Origin of the sequence: Amycolatopsis umgeniensis (genome assembly GCF_014205155.1) — a bacterium.
Taxonomy (GTDB): domain Bacteria; phylum Actinomycetota; class Actinomycetes; order Mycobacteriales; family Pseudonocardiaceae; genus Amycolatopsis; species Amycolatopsis umgeniensis.
In genome coordinates, this window is record NZ_JACHMX010000001.1 from 6,296,886 (window position 1) to 6,322,218 (window position 25,333).

A 25,333-nucleotide genomic window follows, 5' to 3' on the forward strand; every position below is an offset into this window, starting at 1 on the left:
GGCCTCCTCTAACCGAACCCTTGACAGTGGGATTGGTCTGTACCATTTTGATGTGGCCGACGTCACCTGTTCGTGGAGGCCAGCTGTGAAAGTCAAGCCGAAACACGCGTTCCTCGCCCTGCTGTCGTCACTGGCCGTGTGCCTGGGGGTGACTTTCGCGGTCTCGGGCAGTGCCTCGGCCGCCAACATCCTGACCAACCCGGGCTTCGAACTCGGGACCACGAGCGGCTGGACCTGTACCGGTACGTCCTCGGTGGTCACCACGCCGGTCCACTCGGGCAGCCGTGCGCTCAGCGCCACCCCGGCCGGACAGGACAACGCCCGCTGCTCGCAGAGCGTGCCGGTCAAGGCCAACACCGCGTACACGCTCTCGGCGTGGGTGCAGGGCAGCTACACCTACCTCGGCGTCACCGGCACCGGGACGGGGGACAAGAACACCTGGACCCCGGGCACCGGCAGCTGGTCGCAGCTCTCGCTGAGCTTCACCACCGGCGCGTCCACCACGAGCGTCGACATCTACCTGCACGGCTGGTACGGCCAGCCCGCGTACTTCGCCGACGACGTCAACCTCGACGGCCCCGGCGGCTCGCCGACCACGACACCCACGACACCCACGACGTCGTCGCCCACCACCACGACGACCAGCAACCCGCCGACCACGACCACGACGACCAACCCGAACCCCGGCGACCTGCCGAAGCACGTGATCACCGGGTACTGGCAGAACTTCTACAACGGTGCGAAGGCGCTCAAGCTCGCCGACGTCCCGACGAAGTACAACGTCATCGCGGTGTCCTTCGCCGACGCGACGACCACGCCGGGCGCTGTCACCTTCACCCTCGACTCCGGTCTGTCGAGCCAGCTCGGCGGCTACACCGACGCGCAGTTCAAGGCCGACATCAAGACGGCGCAGGCGCGCGGGCAGAAGGTCATCCTGTCCGTCGGCGGCGAGAAGGGCACGATCCGCGTCGACTCCTCGGCCGCGGCGACGAACTTCTCCAACAGCATGAAGTCGCTCATCGCGACCTACGGTTTCGACGGCGTCGACATCGACCTCGAGAACGGCGTCAACGCGACCTACATGGCGCAGGCGCTGCGCAGCATCCACGCGGCGGGCGGCACGGTCATCACCATGGCCCCGCAGACGATCGACATGCAGAACCCGGCGGCCGAGTACTTCAAGCTGGCGCTGAACGTCAAGGACATCCTGACCATCGTCAACATGCAGTACTACAACAGCGGCTCGATGCTCGGCTGCGACCAGAAGGTCTACTCGCAGGGAACGGTCGACTTCCTCACCGCGCTGGCCTGCATCCAGCTGCAGAGCGGTCTGCGGGCCGATCAGGTCGGTCTCGGCCTGCCCGCCTCCGGTTCCGCGGCGGGCGGCGGCTACCAGGCGCCCGGCAACACGGTCAACGCGCTGAACTGCCTGGCGAAGGGCACCGGCTGCGGCTCGTTCAAGCCGGCGGCGACGTACCCGACCATCCGGGGCGCGATGACCTGGTCGATCAACTGGGACGCCTCCCAGGGCTATGCGTGGTCGAACACGGTGAGCGCGGGCCTGGCGGGCCTCCCGTGATGATCCGCTAGACCGGGGCGGGTGCCGGCGTCGCGCGGGCGACGGCACCCGCCCCTTCCATTTCAGCGGCGCAAAGCTCCCGGGGCCTCGGGCGGCACGACGGGCTCGAGCGGTGCGACAGGGGACAGCCGCCGGTACGGGGAGCCGAGCGGCGGGCGCGGGTCGGTCTCGCCTTTGTTGGGCCACAACGACATCGCGCGTTCCGCCTGTGCGGTGATGGTCAGCGACGGGTTCACCCCGAGGTTCGCCGAGATCACCGAACCGTCGGCGATGTGCAGCCCCGGATGACCGTGCACCCGCTGGTACGGGTCGACGACGCCGGTCTGACGGCTGTCACCGATCGCGCAGCCGCCGATGAAATGCCCGGTGATCGGGATGTTCGCCAGATCCGTCCAGGCGCCCTGCGCCAGCCCGCCGATCTTGTCCGCCACCCGCCGGGTGACCTCGTGCCCGGCCGGGATCCACTCGGGGTTCGGGTCGCCGATGCCCTGTTTCGTGGTCATCTTGCGGCCGAAGAGCCCGCGTTTCGTGTACGTGGTCACGGAGTTGTTCAGCGTCTGCATCACCAGCAGCCCGACCATCCGCTCCGACCACCGCCGCGGATTGTGCAGCCGCGCCAGGTTCCGCCGGTTCCGCAGCAGTTCGCGCAAGCCCAGCACCCAGCGGCGTTTGCCAGCCTCGCCGTCGACGAGCACCGTCGTCAGCAGGCCCATGAAGTTGCTGCCCTTGCCGTAGCGCACCGGCTCGACGTGCGTGACGGCGTCGGGATGGATCGACGACGTGATCGCGACGCCGCGAGTGAAGTCCGTGTCCTTCTGAAGGGATCGCGCGGCGAGGACGGCCTCGGAGTTCGTCCGGGCCAGCAGTCCCAGGCGTGGTGACAGGTCCGGCAGCGTGCCGGAGTCCTTCAGCGAATGCAGAAGCCGTTGCGTGCCCAGGGAAGCGGCGGCGAACACGACCTGCTGAGCGGTGAACGTCCGCTTGCGTTTGCGCAGCCACCGTCCTGTCCGGACGGTGTCGACAGCGTAGCCGCCGTCGATCGGCCGCACCGACACCGCGGTGGTCAGCGGATGGACCTCCGTACCCGCTTTTTCCGCCAGGTACAGGTAGTTCTTGACGGTCGTGTTCTTCGCGCCGACCCGGCAGCCGGTCATGCATTCACCGCAGTGCGTGCACGGTTTCCGCAGCGGGCCCTCGCCGCCGAAGAACGGGTCGACGTCGCGTTCGCCGAAGTGGACGCCGACGGGTGTCGGCCGGTAGGTGTGCGCGATGCCCATGTCCTCGGCGACCTCCCGCAGTACGCGGTCGGCCGGCGTGACCAGCGGGTTCTCCACCACGCCCAGCATCCGTTTCGCCTGGTCGTAGTGCGGGGCGAGTTCGGCCTTCCAGTCGGTGATGTGCGCCCACTGCGGGTCTTCGTAGAACGTGTCCGGGGGTTCGTAGAGCGTGTTCGCGTAGACGAGCGAACCGCCGCCGACACCCGCGCCGCTCAGCACGAAGGTGTTCTTCAACAGGGTCAGCCGCTGGATGCCGTAGCAACCCAGTTTCGGTGCCCACAGGTACTTCCGCAGCCGCCAGGAGGTCTTCGCGAACTCGTCGTCGGCGAACCGGCGGCCGGTCTCCAGCACGCCGACGCGATAGCCCTTCTCGGTGAGCCGCAACGCTGTCACGCTGCCGCCGAATCCGGAGCCGATCACCAGCACGTCGTAGTTCATCGCGGTCCCGCCGTCCGGTAGTCGCCGAGGTCGAGCGTTTTCGTGCGACGGTCGTATTCGGTCACCAGCCCCGGCCAGTTCGTGCTGACCCGGCCGTTCTCCTGGCGATACCAGCTGGCGCAGGCCGACCAGACGCTGCCGCCGAGCCGGCGCTGGACCTCCTCGTCGTACCGCTGCTCGACCTCCGGGACAACGTCCATATAGGACACTTCGGGCCGGGCGAGGTGTTCGACGGCCTGGCGGATGTAGCGTGCCTGCCGTTCGATCATGTAGATGATGGAGCCCGCGCCGAGGTTCGTGTTGGGCCCGTAGACGCAGAACAGGTTCGGGAAACCCGGCACGGTCATGCCGAGGTACGCCCGCGCGCCGCCCTTCCACGCGTCCGACAGCGACCTCCCGCCGAGACCCTCCACCTCGAGTTCGCCGAGGAAGTCGGTCGCCGCGAAACCGGTGCCGTAGACGATGACGTCGGCCTCGTGCTCGACGCCGTCCTCGGTGAGCACCCCGGACGGCGTGATCGCGCTGATCCGCCGCGTCTCCACGGCGACGTTGTGCTGGGCGAGCGCGGGCAGGTACTCGTTGGTGAACAGGATCCGCTTGCAGCCCAGCGGATAGTCCGGGGTGAGTTTCTCGCGCAGCGCCCGGTCCTTGATGTGACGGCGGCGCAACTGACCCGTCCGCAGTTCGAAGACCTTGGCCAGCAGCGGATGTTTGGTCATCGCGTAGGTCGCGTACTCGGCGAGCAGGAAGATCCGGAGCCTGCCCAGCAGCTGCGTGGCCGGGAGATGCCGGAACAGCCGCTGCTGCCAGCGCCGGTAGCGGGTGTCCCGTTTGGCCATGATGTAGGGCGCGGTGCGCTGGAACACCGTCAGTTCGCCCGCCTGGCGCTGGACCTCGGGCACGAACTGGATCGCGCTCGCACCGGTGCCGATCACCGCGACCTTCTTGCCGCGCAGGTCGACGTCGTGATCCCAGCGCGCGGAGTGGAAACTGGGGCCCTCGAAGCCGTCCTGGCCGGGAATGTCCGGCTGGACCGGCCGCGAAAGCTGTCCGACGGCGGGGACGAAAACGTTTGCCTCGAACGTTTCGTCGCCCGCGGTCTCCACCAGCCAGAGCCCGCGCCCCTCGTCGAAGGACGCGCCGGTGACGCGGGTGCCGAAGCGGATGTGCGGCTCGAGGCCGTAGCGGCGCACCACGCGTTTGAGGTAGGAGTGGATGTCCGGCTGCAGCGAGAACCGCTTCGGCCAGTCGGGATTGGGCTCGTAGGAGAACGAGTACAGCGGTGACGGGATGTCGCAGCCCGCGCCCGGGTAGGTGTTCTCCCGCCAGACGCCGCCCGGTTCGTCCGCGCTCTCCAGGATGGTGAAGTCGTCGAATCCGGCGCGTTTGAGCTCGATCGCCGTCCCGACCCCGCCGAATCCCGTCCCTACGATCAGCACGCTCGTCTCGCCCATGCCGATCGAAGTTACGCAGCCCTCATCCCGCCCGGAAGTGCACGACCGGCCACTCAATCGAGATTTTCGGCCACGACCGTATGGGACTCCGCCTTCGGGTGGGCCCAGGCCAGGAGTTGGTGAGCCGAGCTTTCCAGTGCCTCCAAGTCGCGCTTCGGGACACGCTCGAACGGTGTGATCACCACGGTCGCGGCCTTCTTCGCGGCCTTGATCTCCCAGAAGCCCTTCACGAACCCGCCGACCAGGATGGTGCCCTTGACCAGGCCGTTCTGCGTGATGACGACCTTGCGGTGCTCGTCGCTGATCACCCGCGTGCGGTCGGCGTAGGACAGGACGGTCTGGTCGAACGGACCCAGCAGCCGCGCCGGCGCGGGGGTGTCCGGATCCGGGCGCGAGGCTTCGGGCAGGTCGAAGAGCTCGCGTCCGTTCTCGTCGCGGAACGTCCGCAGCTCCGGCCGCAGCCGCTCGGCGACGTCGCCGAGCTTCGTGATCCCGGCCCACGCCTGCGCGTCCTGCACGCTCGCGGGCCCGAACGCGGCCAGATAGCGCTTGAACATCGCTTCGGGTGACAGTGACTCGTCCGGTTCGGCGCCGAGCCAGTCGCCGGTCGTCTGATAGGTCGGCTGTCCCGACTTGCCCCACACCCCGCGCGGCGGGATCTGCACCAGCGGCAGCAGTGCCCGCGCGACGTGTACCAGCGACGACGGCGCCGTGCCCTCCCAGTGCTTCGCGAGTTCCGCGCCGAGCCCGGCCGACGACAGCGGCCGCTCGCCGAGCAGTTTGCGGGCGGTGCGGGCGATCTCCTGGTGGTCGAGGCCCTTGATGTCGGGGCCGAACTGGGTGTTGCCGAGCACCGAGCGGTCGTAGAGGGGCTGCACGATGGGCCGCCACGCCAGCGCGTCCGAAGGCGTCACCAGATGCACCGTGCCGCGCATGAGCGCGATCCGCACGACGCTCTTGTCCAGCAGCAGGTTCGCCAGGTCTTCCTGGTGGAAGCCGTGCAGCCGTGTCCAGAGCGCGAAGTACGGCGGATTGGGTGCCTGCGCCTGCAGTCCGGCGAGGTGCTCGACCGCTTCGAGCGCGGTCATCTTCGAACGCCGGAGCAGCAGCTGCCGGTCCAGCATGGCGCGGTTCAGCGCGCGCCTGCTCAACAACGTGTCGGACATGCCGCTCACCCTAATCGGGATCAAGGACAGTTACGGTCCTCAATGCGCCGATTCTCGCCGGGGGATCCATAATCCCGGCCATGGAACTACCGCCGCCGGTGATCCGGGACTGGGACTACCCGCGCGGCACGGCGAGCATCGTCCTCATGGCCCGCTTCGCGGCCGAGAACGGCATCACGGGACTGGAGCCCTACGAGCGCGCTCCCGTGGACGGCCAGGTCGACGCGCGCCAGGAACTCGCGGTGGTCCGCGGCCTCGGCGGCGGTGACGACGTCGCGCTCCGGTTGAGCAGGCGATACCGCGTCAGCGCGTTCGGCATCTTCGGTTTCGCGTGCATCAGCAGCCCGACGCTGGGTGACGCGATGCGCTTCGCCCTGCGGTACCTGGATCTGAGCTTCACCTTCTGCATTCCGCACGTGACCGTCGAAGCGGGGCGGCTCGCGCTGGTCATGGACGACAGCCGCGTGCCGGATGACGTCGCCCGGTTCCTGGTACTGCGCGATCTCGGTGCCATCCACACCGTGATGCGCGACATTCTGCCGGAGATCTCCCTGCGGTCGCTGGCCTTCCGGCACGAAAAACCCTCCACTGTGGACGAATACGTGCGGACCTTCGGGCTGGCGCCGTCGTTCTCCGCGCCGTCCCACGTCGCCACCCTGGACCCGGTCTTCCTCGACAAACCGCTGCCGCAGGCCAACGACCAGACCGTCGCGGTGTGCGCCGCGCAATGCGATCTGCTGGTGTCACGGAAACGGGAACGGTCCGGGATCGCCCAGCAGGTTAGGGAACGGCTAGTGCGGCTCGGCGGTGTCGACGCCGGGATGGAGGAGGTCGCGCGGCGCCTCGCGCTCAGCCCGCGCACGCTGCGACGACGGCTTTTCGAGGCCGGAACCGGCTACCGCGCGCTGCTGGACGAGGTCCGCCAAGCGCTGGCGGAGGAGATGCTCGACACCGGGGCGCTCAGCGTGGAAGACGTCGCGCTGCGGCTGGGCTACGCCGAAGCGTCGAGTTTCATCTACGCCTTCAAACGCTGGAAGGGGATGACGCCGGCGGCTTACGCCCGGCGGAACGCGTTGCGAGCACGGCCGGGTAGGTGACCCGCAGCAGATGCAAAATCGAATCGGTGAGGAAGACCCGCAGCTCCTCGCGGCCGAGTGTGCCACGGATCAACCACTCGCGTGACGCGGCGCGCAGCATCCCGCCGTACGAGCGGATCATCGCGCGGAGCTCCTCGCGGCCCTCGGTGATGTCGCTCATCAGCGCGGCCGCGAGCACCCTGTCGGCGGCGATCTCGTCACCCTCCAACATGATGCGCTCGATGTCCGGGTCGCGGCCGACGGCCTCCTGGCCGATCGCCGTGAGCCACGCCTGCTGGTTGCGCTCGACGACCTCGATCCAGTGCGCGACGCTGATCGCCAGCCGCTCCTCGGCGGTGGTGTCGGGCAGGTTCTCGATCACCGGCGCCGGCACGATCATCATCTGCCGGACGACTTCCAGGTACAGCTCGCGTTTGCCGCCGAAGTAGTGGTTGATCAGCGGCCTGGCGACTCCGGCCGCTTTCGCGATGTCCGAGGTCGAAACCGAGGCGTACGTACCCGCGCCGAACAGCCGTCGGGCCGCGGCGAGGATCTCGGCGCGCCGGGCGGCCGGATCGAGGCGGCGCCGCCGGGTCTCCGGATCGGTGCTCATGGGCCGAGCGTAACTGTTTCAGGTGAGGCACTTGCCGTTACTGAACCGGAACAACCCGCAGGTAACCCCTGAGGCCTTCGAGGCGACGTTGGGGGCGGGGGGACCGGGTGTCATGGGTAGGGACGTATGACCAGTGCTGAACGTGATCCGGTCCGGCGTGTCGGCCGGTGGGTCAGTGTGCGGTTGCAGAAGCGTGACGTCCGGATCCAAGGTGACAGCGGGGACGAATGCGTCTCGTACGCGGGAATCGTGATCACCAGTTTCGAGAACGGTGACGAGGTCGGCGAACGGTGGATCCCGCTCGGTGTCGATCCGTCGGAGGCCGACGACGAGCAGCTCATCCAGCAGTTGCGGGACGCACTGATCTGGCAGGCGCGGCGACCCCCGCAGGCGGCGGGGGAGTGACTGAAGCCGGAACACGCGTGATTGAAGCCGGAACAGCTCCAGACACGTGAGTTACGGCTTCAATCACACGAGATCGTGCTCCAGGCACGTGAGATCCGGCTGGGTACCCGCGCGTCACTGCGTCCGCAGGCCGTCGAAAGCGATTTTGCACACCGCGTCCGCCAGTTCCGTGCCCGCCGAACCCCGGCGCGGCCGGTACCACTCGATCAGCGAGTTCACCATGCCGTACAGGAGCCGCGCGGTGACCGCGGGATCGATGTCGGGCCGCACGTCGCCCTCGGTTTCGGCCCTTTTCACCAGTTCCGTCACGAGCCGGTCGAATTCGCGCCGTCGCGCGAGCGCCGCCCGTTCGATCTTGGTGTTGCCCCGCACCCGCAGCAGCAGCGTTACGAAGGGCAGCTGCTCGACCAGGACGAGGACGCTGCCCCGCACCAGATGCTCCAGCTTCTCGATCGCCTTGCCCTCGAAGTACTCCGTCTCCAGAGCGACGGCGAACAGGCCGTTCAGCGCGCGGTCGACGGCGAGCCGCAGCAGCTCTTCCTTGCTCGGCACGTGGTGGTAGATCGCGGACTTCGTGATGCCCAGTTTGCGCGAGAGGTCTTCCATGCTGGTGCCGTCGTAGCCGCGTTCGTTGAACAGCTTCACCGCGACCTGCAGCAGCGACTCGAGGTCGTAGCCGGGGCGCCCCCGGCGGGCGGGGGTCGTCACCCGCGGTCCCGTTCGTCGAGGACGCGGCGCATCTTGCCCAGCGAACGCTCCAGCGTGTCCGGATCGACGACTTCGACGCCGACGCTCACGCCGACCCCGTCCTTGACGCCGGCGATCAGCCTGGCGGCGGCTTCGGCGCGCTGCTCGGTATTGGCGTCCGGGCGTGCTTCGACGCGGACGGTCAGGTGGTCCATCCGGCCCTTCGTGGACCGGACGAGCTGGAAATGCGGCGCGAGCGCGGGGGTCACCAGCACGACTTCCTCGATCTGCGTGGGGAAGACGTTGACGCCACGCAGGATGATCATGTCATCGCTGCGTCCGGTCACCTTCTCCATCCGCCGGTACGCGGGCCGCGCGGTGCCCGGCAGCAGCCGGGTGAGGTCGCGCGTGCGGTACCGGATGATCGGCAGCGCCTGTTTGGTGAGCGAGGTGAACAGCAGTTCGCCCTCGGCGCCGGTGGGCTTTTCGGTGAACGGGTCGATCACCTCGGGGAAGAAGTGGTCCTCCCAGATGTGCAGCCCGTCCTTCGTCTCGACACATTCCTGCGCGACGCCGGGCCCCATCACCTCGGACAGGCCGTAGATGTCGACGGCGTCGATGCCGACGCGCTCCTCGATCTCGGTGCGCATCTGCTCGGTCCACGGTTCCGCGCCGAAGATGCCGACCCTGAGCGAACTCGACTGCGGGTCGATGCCCTGCCTCTCGAACTCGTCGAGCAGCGTGAGCATGTACGACGGCGTGACCATGATGATCTCGGGTTTGAAATCGGTGATGATCTGCACCTGCCGCGCGGTCATCCCGCCCGACGCCGGGATCACGGTGCAGCCCAGCTTCTCGGCTCCGTAGTGCGCGCCGAGGCCGCCGGTGAACAGGCCGTAGCCGTAGGCGACGTGGACCTTGTCGCCCGGCCGTCCGCCCGCCGCGCGGATCGAGCGCGCCATCACCGTCGACCAGGTGTCGATGTCCTCGGCGGTGTAGCCCACGACGGTCGGTTTGCCGGTGGTGCCGCTGGACGCGTGGATCCGGCTCACCCGCGATTCCGGTACGGCGAACATGCCGAACGGGTAGTTGTCGCGCAGGTCCTGTTTGGTGGTGAAGGGGAACTTCACCAGGTCTTCCAGCGTCTTGCAGTCGTCCGGGTGGACGCCGGCCTCGTCGAACTTCCGGGTGTAGAACGGCACGTTGTCGTAGGCGTGCCGCAGCGTCCACTGGAGGCGGCCCAGTTGCGACGCCTGGAGTTCGTCGATGGTCAGGTTCTCGGCTTCGTCGCTGAAAGTCATCGTCACGCCTTCTGGATGGTGCGGCTGCGGCCGCGGAATTCGGCGACGACCTCCGGCCCGTCGGGGGTCTCCCGGTGCACGGTGACGTCGTAGATGCCGTTGCGGCCGTAGCGGGTCCGCTCGGTGGCGGTGGCGATGAGGTGGTCGCCGAGCTTGCCCGCGGACACGAAGGAGATCTCCGCGCCGGAAGCGACGGTGACCGGGCCATGGCTGTTGCAGGCGCAGGCGAAAGTCGTGTCGGCCAGCAGAAAGACGTAGCCACCGTGCGCGATGCCGTGGCCGTTGACCATCGTCTCGGTGATCTTCATGGAGGCGACCGCGTGCCCTTCGGCGGCCTCGATCAGCTCGATGCCCAGCGCGTTCGACGCCAGGTCTTCGGCGAACATCGTGTGCGCGGCGTTAGTCAACCCGGGACCACCTAGTTACTGACCGAACGGACGGTTGCTAAAGGGTGTAGTCAGATTGGGCAGATGTCAAGGGTCCACCGCCAACAGGGGGGTTTGCAAGTGCCCCGCCACGAGCTACAGTGAATTACTGAACGGACGGTCTGTAAATCCCACCATGGTGAAGGGTCGACTAATGGCTTTGCTGCGCAGCTACGTCTCCGGCGGGTGGCACACGGCGGAAAACGACGGCGTACCGCTGCACGACGCCTCGACCGGCGAGGAGGTCGCCCGTGTCTCGTCCGACGGCATCGACTTCGCCGCCGCGCTGGACCACGGCCGCCGCACCGGCGGCCCCGCGCTGCGCGAGCTGACCTTCCACCAGCGCGCCGCGCTGCTGAAGGCACTGGCCTCACATCTGCGCGAACACCGCGAAGAGCTGTACGCGCTCTCGGCGAGGACGGGTGCCACCAAGGGCGACTCCATGGTCGACATCGACGGCGGTATCGGCGTCCTGTTCGCCTACTCCAGCAAGGGCAAACGCGAACTGCCGAACGACACCGTCTACGTCGACGGCAACGTCGAGCCGCTGAGCAAGGGCGGCACGTTCGTCGCCCAGCACATCGCCGTCCCGCTGCGCGGCGTCGCCGTCCAGATCAACGCCTTCAACTTCCCGGTCTGGGGCCCGCTGGAGAAATTCGCGCCCGCGTTCCTCGCCGGTGTGCCGAGCCTGATCAAACCGGCCAGCCAGACCTCGTACCTGACGGCGCGGCTGGTCGAGATCATCATCGAGTCCGGCATCCTGCCCGAGGGCACGCTGCAGTTCGTCGCGGGCAGCGTCGGAGACCTGCTCGACCACGTCACCGCGCAGGACCTCGTCTCGTTCACCGGTTCCGCGTCGACGGCGCAGAAGCTCCGCGCGCACCCCGCGATCGTGCGCAACTCCGTCCGGTTCAACGCCGAGGCCGACTCGCTGAACTGCTCGATCCTCGGCCCGGACGCGAAACCCGGCACCACCGAGTTCGACCTCTTCGTCAAGCAGCTCACCACCGAGATGACGGTCAAGGCCGGGCAGAAGTGCACCGCCATCCGCCGTGCCTTCGTGCCCGCGGACCTGCTGGACGCCGTCGCCGAGGCCGCGAGCGCGCGGCTGGCGAAGACCGTCGTCGGCAACCCCACCGCCGAGGGGGTCCGGATGGGTGCCCTGGCCAGCCTGGAGCAGCGTGAGGAGGTCCGGCGGTCGCTCAAGGCGCTGCTGGACGTCGGCACGGTCGTCTTCGGCGACCCGGAGCAGGTCGAGGTCGTCGGCGCCGACGCCGAACGCGGCGCGTTCATCTCGCCGGTACTGCTGAAGGCCGATCCGGAGCGTTCCGAGCCGCACGAGGTCGAGGCCTTCGGCCCGGTCTCGACGTTGCTGCCCTACACCTCCACCGAGCAGGTCATCGAGCTCGCCGCGCGCGGCGGCGGCAGCCTGGTCGGCTCCATCGTCACCGCGGACGCGGAGTTCGCCCGCGAGGTCGTCCTCGGTGTCGCGCCGTACCACGGCCGTCTGCTGGTGCTGGACGCCGAAGACGCCAAGGAGTCCACCGGCCACGGCTCGCCGATGCCGCAGCTGGTGCACGGCGGACCCGGTCGCGCCGGTGGCGGCGAGGAGATGGGCGGCGTCCGCGGCGTGCTGCACCACATGCAGCGCACGGCGGTCCAGGGCAGCCCGAAGGTGCTCAGCACGGTCACCGGCCGCTGGGTCACCGGCGCCCCGCGCGCCGAAGGCGACGTCCACCCGTTCCGGAAGTCCTTGGCGGAGCTGAAGATCGGCGACTCCGTCGTCGCCGGGCCGCGTGAGGTCCTGCAGTCCGACGTAGACCACTTCGCCGAGTTCACCGGCGACACCTTCTACGCCCACACCGATCCCGAAGCCGCCGCGGCGAACCCGCTGTTCGGCGGGATCGTGGCGCACGGCTACCTCGTGGTCTCGTTCGCCGCCGGCCTGTTCGTCTCGCCGGAGCCCGGCCCGGTGCTGGCCAACTACGGCCTGGAGAACCTGCGGTTCCTCACCCCGGTCAAGGTCGGCGACACCCTCACGGTGACGTTGACCGCCAAGCAGATCACCCCGCGCATCGACCAGGAGTACGGCGAGGTCCGCTGGGACGCCGACGTGACCAACGCCGACGGCGACTCGGTCGCCAAGTACGACGTGCTGACCCTGGTGGCGAAGGAGCAGTCATGACGGCCACGGTCGTTGAGGGAACACAGCCCGAGCGCGACCTCGAGCAGCACTTCGAGGCGACCATCGAGCGCGATCAGCGCATCGAGCCGCGCGACTGGGTGCCCGAGGGCTACCGCAAGACGATGATCCGCCAGATCGCGCAGCACGCGCATTCGGAGATCATCGGCATGCAGCCCGAGGGCAACTGGATCACCCGTGCGCCTTCCTTGCGGCGCAAGGCGATCCTGCTCGCGAAGGTGCAGGACGAGGCCGGCCACGGGCTGTACCTGTACTCGGCGGCGGCCACCCTCGGCGCCGACCGCGCGGACCTGACCGACAAGCTCATCAACGGCAAGCAGAAGTACTCGTCGATCTTCAACTACCCGACGCTGACCTTCGCCGACGTCGGCGTGGTCGGCTGGCTGGTCGACGGCGCGGCGATCTGCAACCAGGTCCCGCTGTGCCGCAGCTCGTACGGGCCGTACGCCCGCGCCATGATCCGCATCTGCAAGGAAGAGTCCTTCCACCAGCGGCAGGGCTTCGAGCTGCTGATGACGATGATGCGTGGCACCGACGAACAGCGCGCGATGGTGCAGGAGGCGGTGAACCGCTGGTGGTGGCCGTCGCTGATGATGTTCGGCCCGCCCGACGCGGATTCGCCGAACACCGCGCAGTCGATGGCGTGGAAGGTCAAACGCCACACCAACGACGAACTGCGCCAGCGCTTTGTCGACATGTCCATTCCGCAGGCCGAGGCGCTGGGCGTCACCTTTCCGGATCCGGATCTGAAATGGAACGCCGAACGCGGGCACTACGACTTCGGCGCCGTCGACTGGGACGAGTTCAAGAACGTGTTGAAGGGCAACGGCCCCTGCAACGCCCAGCGCATCGCGCATCGGCGGCGGGCCCAGGAAGACGGCGCGTGGGTGCGCGAGGCAGCGGCCGCCCACGCCGCCAAGAAAGGGGCTTCGTGATGAAACACGACTGGCCGTTGTACGAAGTGTTCGTCCGGGGCAAGCGCGGCCTGAACCACGTGCACGTGGGTTCGCTGCACGCGGCGGACGACGACATGGCGCTGCACCACGCGCGGGATCTGTACACCCGCCGCAACGAGGGTGTGTCGATCTGGGTCGTGCGTGCGAGCGCCATCACCGCGTCCTCTCCGGACGAGAAGGACCCGTTCTTCGCGCCCAGCGGCGACAAGGTGTACCGGCACCCGACGTTCTACGACATCCCCGACAACGTTCCGCACATCTGACATGAGCTTCGACAACGCCTACGAGGCGATCACCGAGGAAAACGACTCGCGCTGGGCCTTCGGCACCGGCTTCGAGGACCCGCTGTCCGGGGTGGACACCGCGGTTCCGTCCGGTGTGGACGGTGCGCGGCTGGCGGCCTACTGCCTGATGCTCGGCGACGACGCGCTGATCTTCTCGCACCGGCTGCAGGAATGGTGCACGAACGCGCCCGAACTCGAGGACGAGGTCGCGATCGCGAACATCGCGCTCGACCTGCTCGGACAGGCCCGGCTGCTGCTCGCCCGCGCGGGCAAGGCCGATGGCGGTGAGCGCACCGAGGACTCGTACGCCTTCTTCCGGAGCGAGCAGGAGTACCGCAACGTCCGGCTCGCCGAACTCGAAGGCGGGCACTTCGGGCATCTGATCGCGCGGATGCTGGTGTTCTCGATCTGGCGGCTGGCGCTCTTGCAGCGACTTCAGACCAGTGTCGACCCGGTGCTGGCGGCCATCGCGGACAAGGGTGTCAAGGAAGTCGCGTACCACCGTGACTACGCGGCGCAGTGGGTCGTCCGGCTGGGCGACGGGACCGAGCTGTCCCACGAGCGCATGCAGGAAGGTCTCGACGCGGTCTGGCCTTATGTGGGCGAGCTGTTCACCGCGCACGAGGTCGAGTTCGTCGAGTCACCGTCGCTGAGGCCGGAGTTCGACGCGATCCTCGACCAGGTGCTGGCCGTCGCGAAGCTGACGCGCCCCGAAATCGGTGCCATCGCCGGGGTGTCCGGCCGGATGGGCCGCGACGGCGTGCACACCGAGCGGATGGGCTTCCTGCTGGCGGAACTGCAGAGTGTCGCCAGGGAACACCCGGACGCGACATGGTGACCGCGTACGCCGTGGCGGCCACGGTCACCGATCCGGAACTGCCGATGCTCACCCTCGCCGACCTCGGCGTACTGCGCGAGGTGTCCGAATCCGATGGCCGGGTGGTCGTCGCGATCACCCCGACCTACACCGGCTGCCCGGCGATGGACACCATGCGCGACGACCTCGTCCACGCGCTCACCGGCGCGGGCTACGGCGAGGTCGAGGTCCGCACGGTGCTCCAGCCCGCCTGGTCCACCGACTGGATCACCGAAGACGGCAAACGGAAACTGGCCGAGGCCGGGATCGCGCCGCCGGGGGCCGCGCCGCGGCGGACCGGCCCGATCCCGCTCACGCTGAGCCCGCCGGTGTCTTCGGTCCGCTGTCCTCATTGTGGCTCCGCGGACACCGAGGAGCAGTCCCGGTTCAGCGCGACGGCGTGCAAAGCGTTGCGCCGCTGCCGGTTCTGCCTCGAGCCGTTCGAACACGTCAAGGAGATCTAGTGACCGCGATCCTGCGCCGCACCGGGTTTCACACCCTGAAGGTGGCCGACGTCCAGCGTCTGTGCGACGACGCCGTCGCGGTGACCTTCGACGTGCCCGAAGACCTCGCCGAGACGTTCCGCTTCAAGGCCGGCCAGTCACTGACCCTGCGCCGCGAGGTCGAGGGCCGCGACGAGCGCCGTTCGTACTCGATCTGCGCGCCCGCCGGGGCGGCGCCGCGGGTCGGCGTCCGGGAGGTGCCGGGCGGGCTGTTCTCGTCGTGGCTGGTGCGTGACGTGAAACCCGGCGACGAGATCGAGGTCGCCGCGCCCACCGGCAATTTCAGCCCGGATCTCGAAGCCGCCGGGCATCACGTGCTGATCGCGGCCGGATCCGGCATCACGCCGGTGCTGTCGATCGCGTCCTCGCTGCTCAGCGAATCCGACGCGACGGTCACCGTGCTCTACGGCAACCGGCGCACGGACACCGTCATGTTCGCCGACGACCTCGCGGACCTGAAAGACCGGTACCCCGCGCGGCTCGAACTCGTGCACGTGCTCTCCCGCGAGCCGCGCGAGGCCGAACTGTTCACCGGCCGCCTCGACGTCGAGAAGCTGCGGCGCCTGTGCACCGTGCTGATCCCGGTCGAAGACGTCGCGCACTGGTGGCTGTGCGGGCCTTTCGAGATGGTGACAGGCGCGCAGGAACTCCTTCGTTCGCTCGACGTCGCCGACGAGAAAATCCACCAGGAACTGTTCTATGTGGACACTCCGCCGGAGCCGGTGCACCACGTCGACCCGGCCGTCGTCGGATCCTCCAGCGAGGTCACGCTGGTACTCGACGGCCGGTCGACGACGATGACGTTGCCGCGCAACTCCTCTCTGCTCGACGGCGCGCAGAAGTACCGTCCGGACCTGCCCTTCGCCTGCAAGGGCGGCGTGTGCGGGACCTGCCGGGCGAAGATCTGCGACGGCAAGGTGGACATGCGGCGCAACTTCGCCCTGGAGAAGGCCGAAGTGGACGCCGGTTTCGTGCTCACCTGTCAGTCGGTGCCGGTGTCCGAAGCCGTCACCGTGGACTTCGACGCCTGATCACGCGAGTTACGAGTCCAATCACGCGAGTTACGGCTCCTTTGCCCAGGGCCATGCGGGCAACCATCGCTCCCCGCCTCGGCCGACGTTGTGAAAGCCACTTTCGCAACCTTCAACGTTGCGAAAGTGGCTTTCACAACATGCCGCCTTCGCCTGACCCCCTCAGTGAGTCCCCAGCCACCTCGTGATGCCGATGTCCTTCAGGAACGGCCGGTCGTGGCTCGCCACGATCAGCGTGCCCCGGTAGGCCAGCAACGCCTCGGTGAGCCGTCGCACGCTCGCCAGGTCGAGGTTGTTCGTCGGCTCGTCGAGCAGCAGCAGTTTCGGCGTCGGTTCGGTCAGCAGCAGCGCCGCCAGTGCCGCGCGGAACCGCTCCCCGCCGGAGAGCGACGCGACTTCACGGTCGGCCGTCTTGCCCCGGAACAGGAACCGTGCCAGCCGCGCGCGGATCTCGTTGTCCGTGAGTGACGGCGCGACCAGACGTACGTTGTCCACAATGGACATCGTGTCGTCGAGGATGTCGATCCGCTGGGGGAGCAGCCGCGCGGGGACGAACAGCCGCGCTTCGCCCGATCGCGGCGGGAGTTCGCCGGTGATCGTGCGGAGCAGGGTGGTCTTGCCCGAACCGTTCGGGCCGACGAGCGCGATCCGCTCGGGGCCCATGACATGCAGGTTCACCGGCGGGCCGAACCGGGGTTCGGCGTCGATGCGGAGCACGTCCGTTCCCCGCGCGACCGTGGTTTCCGGCAGCTCGACGCGGATCTCGGCGTCCTCGCGCACCAGCTCCTCGGCGGCTTTCAGCGCTTCGACGGCGTCCTCCAGCCTGCCGGTGTGCAGGTTCCGGTACTTGCCCGCGGCGATCTGCGCGTCCTCCTGTCGTTTGCGCATCCGTCCCTTCGGTTCGCGTTTCCGGTCCCACATCTTCTGGCCGTAGCGGGCTCGCCGGGCGAGCGTGGTCCCGGCCTCGATCAGCTCGCGCTTCTGCCGTTTGACGTGAGATTCGGCCGCGCGCACGTGCCGTCGCGCGGCTTCTTGGGCGACCTCGACGGCATGCTCGTAGTCGTCGAGGTCGCCGCCGTACGTGGTCACCTCGCTGTCGCGGACCTCGACGATCCTGTCGACCAGCCGGAGGAGCTCGCGGTCGTGGGAGACCACGACGAGGATCCCGCCCCAGCCCTCCACCTCGCGGTGCACGAGTTCGCGTGCCCGCAGGTCGAGGTTGTTCGTCGGCTCGTCGAGCAGCAGTGCGGCGGGACGCCGCAGGAGCAGGGCGGCCAGCCCGAGCAGCGTGAGCTCACCGCCGGACAGCTCGCCCGCTCGCTGGTCGAGGCGGACGGCGTCCAGGCCGAGTCTGTCGAGGATCGCGCGGATGCGTTCCTCGACGTCCCAGTTGTCGCCGATGGTGGTGAAGTGCTCCTCTGCGGTAGCGCCGCTCTCGACGGCCCTGATCGCCGAGCGGAGCGCGGTGACGCCCAGCACGTCGTCGACGCGGCGGCCGGTGTCGAGGACGAGGTTCTGCGGCAGGTAGCCGAGCTCACCCGGCGTGGTGATGGAGCCCGAGGTGGCTTTCAGCCCGCCGGCGAGCAGGCGGAGCAGTGTGGACTTGCCGGATCCGTTGGTGCCGACCAGGCCGGTGCGGCCTGCCCCGATGGTGAGCGAAAGGCGCTCGAACACTCCGGTGCCGTCGGGCCAGGTGAAGGTGACGTCGGAAAACGTCAAGGAAGAAGACATGAGACTCCCTGCGAAGGAGGTGGATGAGGGCGCAGGTTCGTCTCAGAAGATCACCGCGCCAGGGTAGCCGGGCGGCGCTGCCGGTGCGACCGATTTGGCGGGGGCATACTGGCGACGTGATCGAACGCCCGCACGTCCTGCTGTCCGCCGCCGTCTCGCTGGACGGGTACCTCGATGACGCGACCGACACCCGGCTGGTGCTGTCCAACCAGGACGATTGGGCCCGGGTGGACGGCCTGCGCGCGGCGTCGGACGCGATCCTGGTCGGCGCCAACACGGTCCGCGCGGACGATCCCCGCCTGCTGGTCCGCTCCCCGGAGCTGGTCGCCGAGCGCGTCGCGGCGGGCCGTCCGGAGCAACCGGTCAAGGTCACGCTCACCCGGAGCGGCTCGCTCGATCCGGCGGCACAGTTCTTCACCGTCGGGGACGCGGAGAAGCTGGTCTACGCGCCGCCCGGCGTCGTCACGGGGGTGAAGGCGACCGTGGTTGAAACTTTCGGCCTGCGCGAAATGCTGGCCGACCTCCACGCGCGCGGCATCCGGCGGCTGATGGTCGAAGGCGGCGGTGCGATGCACACCCAGTTCCTCACCGAGGGGCTGGCCGACGAACTGCACCTGGCGATCGCGCCGTTCTTCGTCGGCGATCCGCGCGCGCCCCGGTTCACCGGTCCGGGCGCGTTCCCTCGCGGGCTCACGCTGGTCGAAAGCACCCGGCTGGGCGACATCGCCGTCCTGGAGTACCACGCCACACCGGAACCGTCCGAAGTGGACATCCGGCGCCTGCGCGAGGCCATCGCGCTGGCCGAGAACTGCCCGCCGCGCACTTTCCGCGTCGGCGCCGTCATCACCGGTGCCGACGGCGAAGTGATCTCCACCGGCTACTCGGGCGACGGCGATCCGAACAACCACGCCGAAGAAGCCGCGCTCGCCAAACTCGAACCGGGAGACCCGAGGCTGGCGGAGGCGACGATGTACACGTCGCTGGAGCCGTGCAGCTCGCGGACGTCACATCCGCGGAGCTGCACCCAGCTCATCCTCGACGCGGGCATTCCCCGCGTCGTGTTCGCCTGGCGCGAGCCGTCGGTGTTCGTCGACTGCGTCGGCGCGGAAACGCTGGAAGCGGCCGGACGCCGGGTGATCGAGGTGCCAGCCCTCGCCGCCGACGTCCGCCGCGCGAACACCCATCTCGCGGGCGTCCGCCCCTGACCTACTTGCAGGCGCTGCAGCAGCCGCAGCCCTGACCGGTGCACGCCGAGCAGCAACCGTGGCGAAGCACGACCTTCAACAGGCGCTTGATCATCGCTGTCCTCCCGATCGTTGTCATCCCACCGCCCCTGTCACGCTAAGTTCTGCGCATACGACAGTGGTACCGCCGGGAGTGCCATGACGCTGCTCCAGCGGGTGACGTCAGGATTCGAGGTCCCCCTCCAGCGATAGGTAGACCTCGCGCAGCTGAGCCAAAAGGTCGGCGTCCGGCTCGGCCCAGAGTCCCCGATCGGCGGCCTCGTTCAGCCGCTCGATGATGCCGCGCAGCGCCCACGGGTTGGCCTGGCGCAGGAACTCCTGGTTGACCTCGTCGAGCACGTAGGACTCGGTGAGCTTCTCGTACATCCAGTCGCCGACCACGCCGGCGGTGGCGTCGAAACCGAAGAGGTAGTCGACTGTCGCCGCCAGCTCGAAAGCGCCCTTGTAGCCGTGCTTGCGCATCGCCGCCAGCCAGCGCGGGTTGACCACGCGGGCACGGAAGACGCGCGCGGTCTCCTCGCCGAGGGTGCGGGTGCGGACCGCGTCCGGGGTGGTGCTGTCGCCGACGTAGGACGCGGGCGCCGTCCCGGTGAGCGCGCGGACCGTCGCGATCATCCCGCCGTGGTACTGGAAGTAGTCGTCGGAATCGGCGATGTCGTGCTCGCGGGTGTCGGTGTTCTTGGCCGCGACCACGATCCGCTTGTACGAGTTCTCCATGTCCTCGCGCGCGGGCCTGCCGTCGAGGTCGCGACCGTAGGCGAACCCGCCCCAGACCGCGTAGACCTCGGCGAGATCCTTGTCGTCGCGCCAGTTCCCGGAATCCATCAGCGGCAGCAGACCCGCGCCGTACGCGCCGGGCTTGGAGCCGAAGATCCTCGTGGTGGCACGGCGTTCGTCACCGTGCGCCGCCAGATCCGCGCGGGTGTGGGCGCGGACGAAGTTCTGCTCGTCCGGTTCGTCGAGGTTCGCGACGAGGCGCACGGCGTCGTCCAGCAGCGTGATCACATGCGGGAAGGCGTCGCGGAAGAACCCGCTGATCCGCACGGTGACGTCTACGCGCGGGCGGCCGAGTTCGGCGAGCGGGATGGCCTCGATCCCGGTGACCCGCCGCGACGCCTCGTCCCAGACCGGCTGGACTCCCAGCAGGGCAAGGACTTCCGCGGCGTCGTCACCCGAGGTGCGCATGGCCGACGTACCCCACACCGAGAGACCGACCGACCGCGGCCAGTCTCCGGTGTCCTCCTTGTAGCGACGGAGAAGCGAGTCGGCCAGCGCTTGCCCGGTCTCCCACGCGAGACGGCTCGGGATGGCCTTCGGGTCGACGGTGTAGAAGTTGCGGCCGGTCGGCAGCACGTTGATCAGGCCACGCAGGGGAGACCCGCTGGGACCGGCGGGGATGTAACCGCCGTCGAGCGCGTGGAGCACGGCGTCGATCTCGGCGCCGGTGCCCGCCAGCCGCGGCACGATCTCGGTTGCCGCGAAGGTCAGCACGCGCGCGACGTCCTGGTGTTCCGGGATGTCGGCGACGACCTCGGTGACGGCGGCGGGGGACCAGTCGCGGGCCTCCATCGCCACGACGAGCGCGCGCGCCTTCTGCTCGATCGCGTCCACTTCGGACAGTGGCGTGTCGCTGTTCTCCTTGAGACCCAACGCGGAACGCAAGCCGGGGACGGCGCCCTGTTTGCCGCCCCACATCTGCTGGGCACGCAGCATCGCGAGCACGAGGTTGATCCGGGCCTCGCCTTCCGGCGCGGCGCCGAGGATGTGCAGACCGTCGCGGATCTGGGCGTCCTTGACCTCGCACAGCCAGCCGTCGATGTGCAGCAGGAAGTCGTCGAACTCCGCGTCGTGCGGGCGTTCCTCGACACCGAGGTCGTGATCCAGCTTCGCGGCCTGGATGAGCGTCCAGATCTGCGCGCGGACCGCGGGCAGCTTCGCCGGGTCCATCGCGGCGATGTTGGCGTGCTCGTCGAGAAGCTGTTCCAGGCGGGCCATGTCGCCGTAGCTCTCGGCGCGGGCCATCGGCGGGATCAGATGGTCGACGATCGTGGCGTGCGCGCGCCGTTTCGCCTGCGCGCCCTCGCCGGGATCGTTGATCAGGAACGGGTAGATCAGCGGCAGATTACCAAGGACGGCGTCCGGCGCGCAGGAGTCCGAGAGGCCGGCGGTCTTGCCGGGAAGCCATTCCAGCGAACCGTGTTTGCCGAGGTGGACGACGGCGTGCGCGCCGAACTCCTCCTCGAGCCAGCGATACGCGGCGAGATAATGATGGCTCGGCGGGAGATCCGGGTTGTGGTAGATCGCCACCGGGTTCTCGCCGAACCCTCGCGGCGGCTGGATCATCAGGATGACGTTGCCGGACTGCAGGGACGCGAGCACGATGTCGCCGTTGTCGACGTAGAGCTCGCCGGGCGCGGGGCCCCAGTGCTCCTCCATCCCCTCGCGCAGCTCCGCGGGCAGCTCGGCGAACCACTCGCGATACTTGTCGGCGGGGACGCGGATCGGGTTGCCGGACAGTTGCTCCTCGGTGAGCCACTCCGGATCCTGACCGCCCGCGGCGATGAGCGCGTGGATCAGCGCGTCACCGTCGGGCTGGTCGGTGCCGGTGGGCTCGACACCGGGGAACGGGTCCTCGCCGAGGTCGTACCCCCGGTCGCGCATGCGGCGCAGCAGCTCGATCGCGGACGCGGGCGTGTCGAGGCCGACCGCGTTGCCGACGCGGGAATGCTTCGTCGGGTACGCGGACAGCATCAGCGCGATGCGGCGCTCCGGCGGCGGCGTGTGCCGCAGACGGGCGTGGGCGAGCGCGATCTTGGCGACCCGGGACGCGCGCTCGGCGTCCGGCACGTACTTGGGGAGGCCGTCGTCGTCGATCTCCTTGAACGAGAACGGGACGGTGATGAGCCTGCCGTCGAACTCGGGGACGGCCATCTGGTTGCCCGCGTCGAGTGGGGAAAGGCCGTCGTCGTTCGCCGCCCAGGTCTCGCGGTCACTGGTGAGACAGAGAGCCTGAAGGATCGGGATGTCGAGCGCGGCCATCTCGGAGACGTCCCATGCCTCGTCGTCCCCGCCCGCGCCGACCTCGGACGGCTTGGTGCCGCCGGCGGCCAGCACGGTGACCAGGAGCGCGTCGGCCTTGGTGAGTTCGGCCATCATCTCCGGCTCGCGGGTGCGCAGGGACGCGCAGTGGATCGGGAGCGCGCGGCCCCCGGCGTCCTCGATGGCGTCGGAAAGGCTGTGGACGAACTCGGTGTTGCCGGACAGGTGATGCGCGCGGTAGTAGAGGATCGCGATGACCGGACCTTCGGTGGCTTTCGGCTCGCGTTCGAGGACGCCCCACAGCGGCTGCACGGCGGGCGGCTCGAAACCGTCGCCGGTGAGCAGGAGCGTGTCGCTCAGGAACCGGTGCAGCTGGGTGAGGTTGGCCGGGCCGCCCTGCGCGAGATACGCGTGGGCCTCCGCCGCGGTCCCCGCCGGAACCGTCGACAGCTTCATGAGCTGCGCGTCCGGCGTCTGCTCGCCGCCGAGGACGACCACGTGCGCGCCACTCGCGCGGACCGTGTCGAGCCCCTCCTGCCAGCTCCGCTCGGACCCGAGGATCCGGACGACGACGATCTGGGCGCCGTCGAGCAGAGCGGGCAACTCGGCCAGGTCGAGCCGGGCGGGATTGGCCAGCCGGTAGTCGGCCTCGCCGGCGCGGGCGCTGAGCAGATCGGTGTCCGATGTGGACAGAAGCAGGATCACGGCAGTCCTCACTCGGGGTGTCCGCGCCCCGGGTCGTGCGGTCGCGACGGCCGGAGTTCCTGGCTTCCCCTCGTGGTCCGGTCGGGTTCCGGAGGGGTGACAGTGGCGGGACCGCCCCGGACTCTCACCGGGTTCCTCCCTCTGCCGACGCGTGGGTTCCCGCTCACTCTCCGGTGCGGTCCGGCGGGAGTCAAGGTGATGTGTTCGGCAGGGGGTGAGGGAGGGTGTTTGCGCTGGTCGTGGGTGTGGGCTGTGGTTCTGCGCTCAGGCTGCCTTCATGTAGCGGGGGAAGGCAGCCTTCGTTGCGTCTAGCTGTAGTGCTGTGGTGGAGGAAGCCGGCGGTTTCAGCGAGGCGGGTGTGGTCGTCGATGGTGCAGTGGACGTAGTCGTGGCAGACGCGGTGTCCGTGGCGGGCGCGTCGGCGTTCGAGGCTGCCGCGTCCGTGGGTGCACCAGCCTCCGCCGTCGCGGATGCGCGTTCGTAGTGGCGGATGGGTTGTCCGGTCGAGCGGTCGAGTCAGGCCAGTTTCGGCATGTGGTGGCGTGTCAGGACTCGGTGGAGGCGTGCAGGTCAACGATTTCGGCGATGCGGGCGGGGCTCTCCTCGCGGTACCGGTTGACCCATTGATGGCCGGTTGCCCGTGAGATACCCATCCGGCGCTGACAAGAGCGACCGGTCGCGACACGCTCGACCAGCAACCGCCGCCCATGCAGGGTCAACCGGGCATTACGGTCGAACACGAAGACCTCCTTGTGATCGGTGATGGCGTCAGACACCAGCACCACGCGGAGGTCTTCGTCATGATCAACCCAACACGCCGCTCAACCGTCAACAACGTCCATGGTCACTGCACCTAGTGCAAGTAAGGGATCGTCACCGGTGGGCCTGCAGTTATGGGTGGTATGGGCATGCCGAGGGGCCCGTCGCCGTGTGGGTGGCGGGCTCCTCGGGTCAGGCGGTGGCGCGGTGGAGGGTGTTGCGCCGGGCTCGTTGTAGCGGGTCCAGATACTGGGGTGGAATGAACTCCGGCAACCCGTCGGCTGCCATGCGAACTTGCCAGTCCCCGTGGTGGATCAGGCGGTGGTGGAACCCGCAGAGCAACACCAGGTTCCGAAGATCCGTGGGCCCGCCATCTGCCCAGTGATCAATATGGTGGGCGTGACAGTTCCGTGGCCTGCGGTGGCAGCCGGGGAAGGCGCAGCCTCGGTCGCGGATGTTGAGGGCTCGGCGCTGGGCGGGGGTGACGAACCGCTTCAAGCGCCCCACGTCCAGCGGCTCCCCGGCCGCGTTGAGCACGATGGGGAGCATGAGGCAGTCGCAGGCGGCCATTCTGGCTTCGCGGGCGGTCATGGTGCCGATGAAGTCCACGCAGGCGGTGCCGAGCCCGGTCTTCAACTCCTCCAGGCCGATGGTGACGTGCACGAGAGTCCGGTAGCCGTTGGTTCCGGGCTGGTCGGGGCAGGCGACCGCCAAGTCCAAGAGCTCGGCCCACGCATCGCCCTGGCGTTCGGCCTTGGTGCGCAGGTCGGCTTGGCCGAACTCATCGACCGGCCGCGGGGCCGCATAAGCCTCCAGAGCCGCGGCGGTCCGGGCACCCAGTTCATCATCGAGAAGGCCGTTCAGTGTCCAGAACCCGTCCTTGCGGCGCTCTAGGGTGACTTCACGGCTGGGGTGCTTGGGTTCGGGGTCTTTGGGTTCGTTGCCGTCGGGGTCGAGCCAGGCGAGCAGGTTGTCCCCGAGCTTCGACACCTGCCGAGGCCCGGCGTCGCGCGCCAGATCAGCGAGGGTCTTCTCCGCGCACTCCCGATCCTCCACCGAGGCGCCTGTTGGGATCCGGGCCAGGATCTCCAGGATCTGCTTGATCCGCTGCTCTCCGATCGTGCCCTCGGCAGCGGCCACGCCGGTCGCGGGCGCGATGGCGGGAACTTCGGTGCCGTCCAACGCTCGGGTCGGGTTCAGCGCGATCGCCTGACTCACGATCGGGCTGGCCTCGCCCCGGGACAGTCCGGCCACGTCAGCGAACCATGCAGCCGTGGAGCCGTAGCCGTAGAGGTCTTTCGCGCCTCGGGATTCGATCTCCGCCAGATATCGCCCCAGTCCGGCGGAGGCGATCCGCATCATCTGCAAGAACTGCAGCACGCCATGGGCAAGCTCCAGCTTGCCGGCGCGCCACAGCTCCTGCGGCAGTTCGGGGAGAAAGGTCTCGGACACCCCACAACAATACCGCACAACTGTCGAACAGGTGTTCGTAATTTTAAGCAACAACGCAACCGGCACATTCACCACTGACAGGTGAATCCGTCAAAATGATGCTGCTACTTGGCGTGAGATCAAACGTCAGCCCGGCGCTTGTTCGACGA

The 25,333-nt window shown here is 68.6% G+C and carries 20 protein-coding genes, 2 pseudogenes and 1 riboswitch; of the genes and pseudogenes, 10 read left to right on the forward strand and 12 right to left on the reverse strand.

Features of this window, described 5'->3' with window-relative positions:
* Positions 1-85 precede the first annotated feature (85 nt).
* Positions 86-1,579 (forward strand): carbohydrate binding domain-containing protein, encoded by a 1,494-nt coding sequence (locus HDA45_RS29510; protein ID WP_184900767.1) that lies wholly within the window; start codon positions 86-88, stop codon positions 1,577-1,579.
* Between the two features lie 62 nt (positions 1,580-1,641).
* On the opposite strand, the gene HDA45_RS29515 is transcribed toward HDA45_RS29510, so the two are convergent.
* Genes HDA45_RS29515 through HDA45_RS29525 form a run of 3 tightly spaced genes read right to left on the reverse strand, consistent with a single transcriptional unit; the run spans position 1,642 to position 5,914 of the window.
* Positions 1,642-3,294: a GMC oxidoreductase gene (locus HDA45_RS29515; RefSeq protein WP_184900769.1), complete on the reverse strand. Its 1,653-nt coding sequence runs from the start codon at positions 3,292-3,294 to the stop codon at positions 1,642-1,644.
* Complete coding sequence (locus HDA45_RS29520; protein WP_184900771.1) at positions 3,291-4,748, reverse strand: flavin-containing monooxygenase; 1,458 nt, start codon at positions 4,746-4,748, stop codon at positions 3,291-3,293. The genes HDA45_RS29515 and HDA45_RS29520 overlap by 4 nt, the downstream gene beginning before the upstream one ends.
* Positions 4,749-4,801: 53 nt before the next feature.
* Complete coding sequence (locus HDA45_RS29525) at positions 4,802-5,914, reverse strand: winged helix DNA-binding domain-containing protein (RefSeq protein WP_184900773.1); 1,113 nt, start codon at positions 5,912-5,914, stop codon at positions 4,802-4,804.
* Between the two features lie 80 nt (positions 5,915-5,994).
* On the opposite strand from HDA45_RS29525, the gene HDA45_RS29530 reads away from it, so the two are divergent.
* Positions 5,995-7,011: an AraC family transcriptional regulator gene (locus HDA45_RS29530; RefSeq protein ID WP_184900775.1), complete on the forward strand. Its 1,017-nt coding sequence runs from the start codon at positions 5,995-5,997 to the stop codon at positions 7,009-7,011.
* On the opposite strand, the gene HDA45_RS29535 is transcribed toward HDA45_RS29530, so the two are convergent.
* Positions 6,938-7,603, reverse strand: a complete 666-nt coding sequence (locus HDA45_RS29535; protein WP_184900777.1) for a TetR/AcrR family transcriptional regulator — start codon at positions 7,601-7,603, stop codon at positions 6,938-6,940. The two genes, HDA45_RS29530 and HDA45_RS29535, sit on opposite strands and share 74 nt — an antisense overlap.
* Before the next feature lie 126 nt (positions 7,604-7,729).
* Between HDA45_RS29535 and HDA45_RS29540 the strand changes: the two genes are divergently transcribed.
* The gene (locus tag HDA45_RS29540; protein ID WP_184900779.1) at positions 7,730-8,008 is read left to right on the forward strand and encodes a hypothetical protein; all 279 of its coding nucleotides are present in this window, start codon (positions 7,730-7,732) and stop codon (positions 8,006-8,008) included.
* 114 nt (positions 8,009-8,122) lie between these two features.
* Here the strand turns inward: HDA45_RS29540 and HDA45_RS29545 are convergent, their stop codons facing one another.
* Genes HDA45_RS29545 through paaI form a run of 3 tightly spaced genes read right to left on the reverse strand, consistent with a single transcriptional unit; the run spans position 8,123 to position 10,382 of the window.
* Complete coding sequence (locus HDA45_RS29545) at positions 8,123-8,716, reverse strand: TetR-type transcription factor C-terminal domain-containing protein (RefSeq protein WP_184900781.1); 594 nt, start codon at positions 8,714-8,716, stop codon at positions 8,123-8,125.
* Complete coding sequence (gene paaK / locus HDA45_RS29550) at positions 8,713-9,996, reverse strand: phenylacetate--CoA ligase PaaK (protein ID WP_184900783.1); 1,284 nt, start codon at positions 9,994-9,996, stop codon at positions 8,713-8,715. The genes HDA45_RS29545 and paaK overlap by 4 nt, the downstream gene beginning before the upstream one ends.
* Before the next feature lie 2 nt (positions 9,997-9,998).
* Positions 9,999-10,382 (reverse strand): hydroxyphenylacetyl-CoA thioesterase PaaI, encoded by a 384-nt coding sequence (gene paaI, locus HDA45_RS29555; protein WP_221472601.1) that lies wholly within the window; start codon positions 10,380-10,382, stop codon positions 9,999-10,001.
* 193 nt (positions 10,383-10,575) lie between these two features.
* Between paaI and paaZ the strand changes: the two genes are divergently transcribed.
* The 6 genes from paaZ to paaE are packed head-to-tail and all read left to right on the forward strand — an operon-like array spanning position 10,576 to position 16,254.
* The gene (gene paaZ, locus HDA45_RS29560; protein WP_184900787.1) at positions 10,576-12,606 is read left to right on the forward strand and encodes a phenylacetic acid degradation bifunctional protein PaaZ; all 2,031 of its coding nucleotides are present in this window, start codon (positions 10,576-10,578) and stop codon (positions 12,604-12,606) included.
* On the forward strand, positions 12,603-13,559 hold the full coding sequence (gene paaA / locus HDA45_RS29565) for a 1,2-phenylacetyl-CoA epoxidase subunit PaaA (protein WP_184900789.1): 957 nt from the start codon (positions 12,603-12,605) through the stop codon (positions 13,557-13,559). The genes paaZ and paaA overlap by 4 nt, the downstream gene beginning before the upstream one ends.
* Positions 13,559-13,843 (forward strand): 1,2-phenylacetyl-CoA epoxidase subunit PaaB, encoded by a 285-nt coding sequence (gene paaB / locus HDA45_RS29570; RefSeq protein WP_037303338.1) that lies wholly within the window; start codon positions 13,559-13,561, stop codon positions 13,841-13,843. The genes paaA and paaB overlap by 1 nt, the downstream gene beginning before the upstream one ends.
* A gap of 1 nt (position 13,844) precedes the next feature.
* Positions 13,845-14,702: a 1,2-phenylacetyl-CoA epoxidase subunit PaaC gene (gene paaC, locus HDA45_RS29575; protein WP_184900791.1), complete on the forward strand. Its 858-nt coding sequence runs from the start codon at positions 13,845-13,847 to the stop codon at positions 14,700-14,702.
* Positions 14,696-15,184, forward strand: coding sequence for a 1,2-phenylacetyl-CoA epoxidase subunit PaaD (paaD, locus tag HDA45_RS29580; RefSeq protein WP_184900792.1), 489 nt, complete (start codon positions 14,696-14,698; stop codon positions 15,182-15,184). The genes paaC and paaD overlap by 7 nt, the downstream gene beginning before the upstream one ends.
* Complete coding sequence (paaE, locus tag HDA45_RS29585) at positions 15,184-16,254, forward strand: 1,2-phenylacetyl-CoA epoxidase subunit PaaE (RefSeq protein ID WP_184900794.1); 1,071 nt, start codon at positions 15,184-15,186, stop codon at positions 16,252-16,254. Before paaD ends, paaE begins: the two co-directional genes overlap by 1 nt.
* A 162-nt stretch (positions 16,255-16,416) precedes the next feature.
* On the opposite strand, the gene HDA45_RS29590 is transcribed toward paaE, so the two are convergent.
* The gene (locus HDA45_RS29590; RefSeq protein ID WP_184900796.1) at positions 16,417-17,985 is read right to left on the reverse strand and encodes an ABC-F family ATP-binding cassette domain-containing protein; all 1,569 of its coding nucleotides are present in this window, start codon (positions 17,983-17,985) and stop codon (positions 16,417-16,419) included.
* Positions 17,986-18,101: 116 nt separating this feature from the next.
* Between HDA45_RS29590 and HDA45_RS29595 the strand changes: the two genes are divergently transcribed.
* Entirely contained in the window at positions 18,102-19,190 is a 1,089-nt protein-coding gene (locus tag HDA45_RS29595) for a dihydrofolate reductase family protein (RefSeq protein ID WP_184900798.1), read from the forward strand.
* Positions 19,191-19,391: 201 nt separating this feature from the next.
* Here HDA45_RS29595 and cobN read toward each other — a convergent pair whose 3' ends face one another.
* From cobN to HDA45_RS29610, 4 genes and pseudogenes are all read right to left on the reverse strand, one after another.
* Positions 19,392-22,973 carry a cobaltochelatase subunit CobN gene (cobN, locus tag HDA45_RS29600; protein WP_184900800.1) on the reverse strand — a complete coding sequence of 1,194 codons (3,582 nt, stop codon included), beginning with the start codon at positions 22,971-22,973 and terminating at the stop codon, positions 19,392-19,394.
* 53 nt (positions 22,974-23,026) lie between these two features.
* A riboswitch (cobalamin riboswitch) is annotated at positions 23,027-23,111 on the reverse strand.
* A 208-nt stretch (positions 23,112-23,319) separates the two neighbouring features.
* Positions 23,320-23,448, reverse strand: a pseudogene (locus tag HDA45_RS43265) (IS481 family transposase); the annotation flags it as partial.
* Positions 23,449-23,492: 44 nt separating this feature from the next.
* A pseudogene (locus HDA45_RS29605) lies at positions 23,493-23,713 on the reverse strand (leucine zipper domain-containing protein); the annotation flags it as partial.
* A gap of 211 nt (positions 23,714-23,924) precedes the next feature.
* Entirely contained in the window at positions 23,925-25,184 is a 1,260-nt protein-coding gene (locus HDA45_RS29610; RefSeq protein ID WP_184900804.1) for a DUF222 domain-containing protein, read from the reverse strand.
* Positions 25,185-25,333 lie beyond the last annotated feature (149 nt).

Excerpts from the sequence above, each read along its gene's own strand:
- paaD (WP_184900792.1), top strand. The coding sequence starts at position 14,696 with ATGGTGACCGCGTACGCCGTGGCGGCCACGGTCACCGATCCGGAACTG.
- paaZ (WP_184900787.1), top strand. The coding sequence starts at position 10,576 with ATGGCTTTGCTGCGCAGCTACGTCTCCGGCGGGTGGCACACGGCGGAA.
- paaC (WP_184900791.1), top strand. The coding sequence starts at position 13,845 with ATGAGCTTCGACAACGCCTACGAGGCGATCACCGAGGAAAACGACTCG.
- HDA45_RS29520 (WP_184900771.1), bottom strand. The coding sequence starts at position 4,748 with ATGGGCGAGACGAGCGTGCTGATCGTAGGGACGGGATTCGGCGGGGTC.
- HDA45_RS29515 (WP_184900769.1), bottom strand. The coding sequence starts at position 3,294 with ATGAACTACGACGTGCTGGTGATCGGCTCCGGATTCGGCGGCAGCGTG.
- paaI (WP_221472601.1), bottom strand. The coding sequence starts at position 10,382 with ATGTTCGCCGAAGACCTGGCGTCGAACGCGCTGGGCATCGAGCTGATC.
- HDA45_RS29535 (WP_184900777.1), bottom strand. The coding sequence starts at position 7,603 with ATGAGCACCGATCCGGAGACCCGGCGGCGCCGCCTCGATCCGGCCGCC.
- HDA45_RS29525 (WP_184900773.1), bottom strand. The coding sequence starts at position 5,914 with ATGTCCGACACGTTGTTGAGCAGGCGCGCGCTGAACCGCGCCATGCTG.
- paaK (WP_184900783.1), bottom strand. The coding sequence starts at position 9,996 with ATGACTTTCAGCGACGAAGCCGAGAACCTGACCATCGACGAACTCCAG.
- HDA45_RS29540 (WP_184900779.1), top strand. The coding sequence starts at position 7,730 with ATGACCAGTGCTGAACGTGATCCGGTCCGGCGTGTCGGCCGGTGGGTC.
- paaA (WP_184900789.1), top strand. The coding sequence starts at position 12,603 with ATGACGGCCACGGTCGTTGAGGGAACACAGCCCGAGCGCGACCTCGAG.
- paaB (WP_037303338.1), top strand. The coding sequence starts at position 13,559 with ATGAAACACGACTGGCCGTTGTACGAAGTGTTCGTCCGGGGCAAGCGC.
- HDA45_RS29530 (WP_184900775.1), top strand. The coding sequence starts at position 5,995 with ATGGAACTACCGCCGCCGGTGATCCGGGACTGGGACTACCCGCGCGGC.
- HDA45_RS29590 (WP_184900796.1), bottom strand. The coding sequence starts at position 17,985 with ATGTCTTCTTCCTTGACGTTTTCCGACGTCACCTTCACCTGGCCCGAC.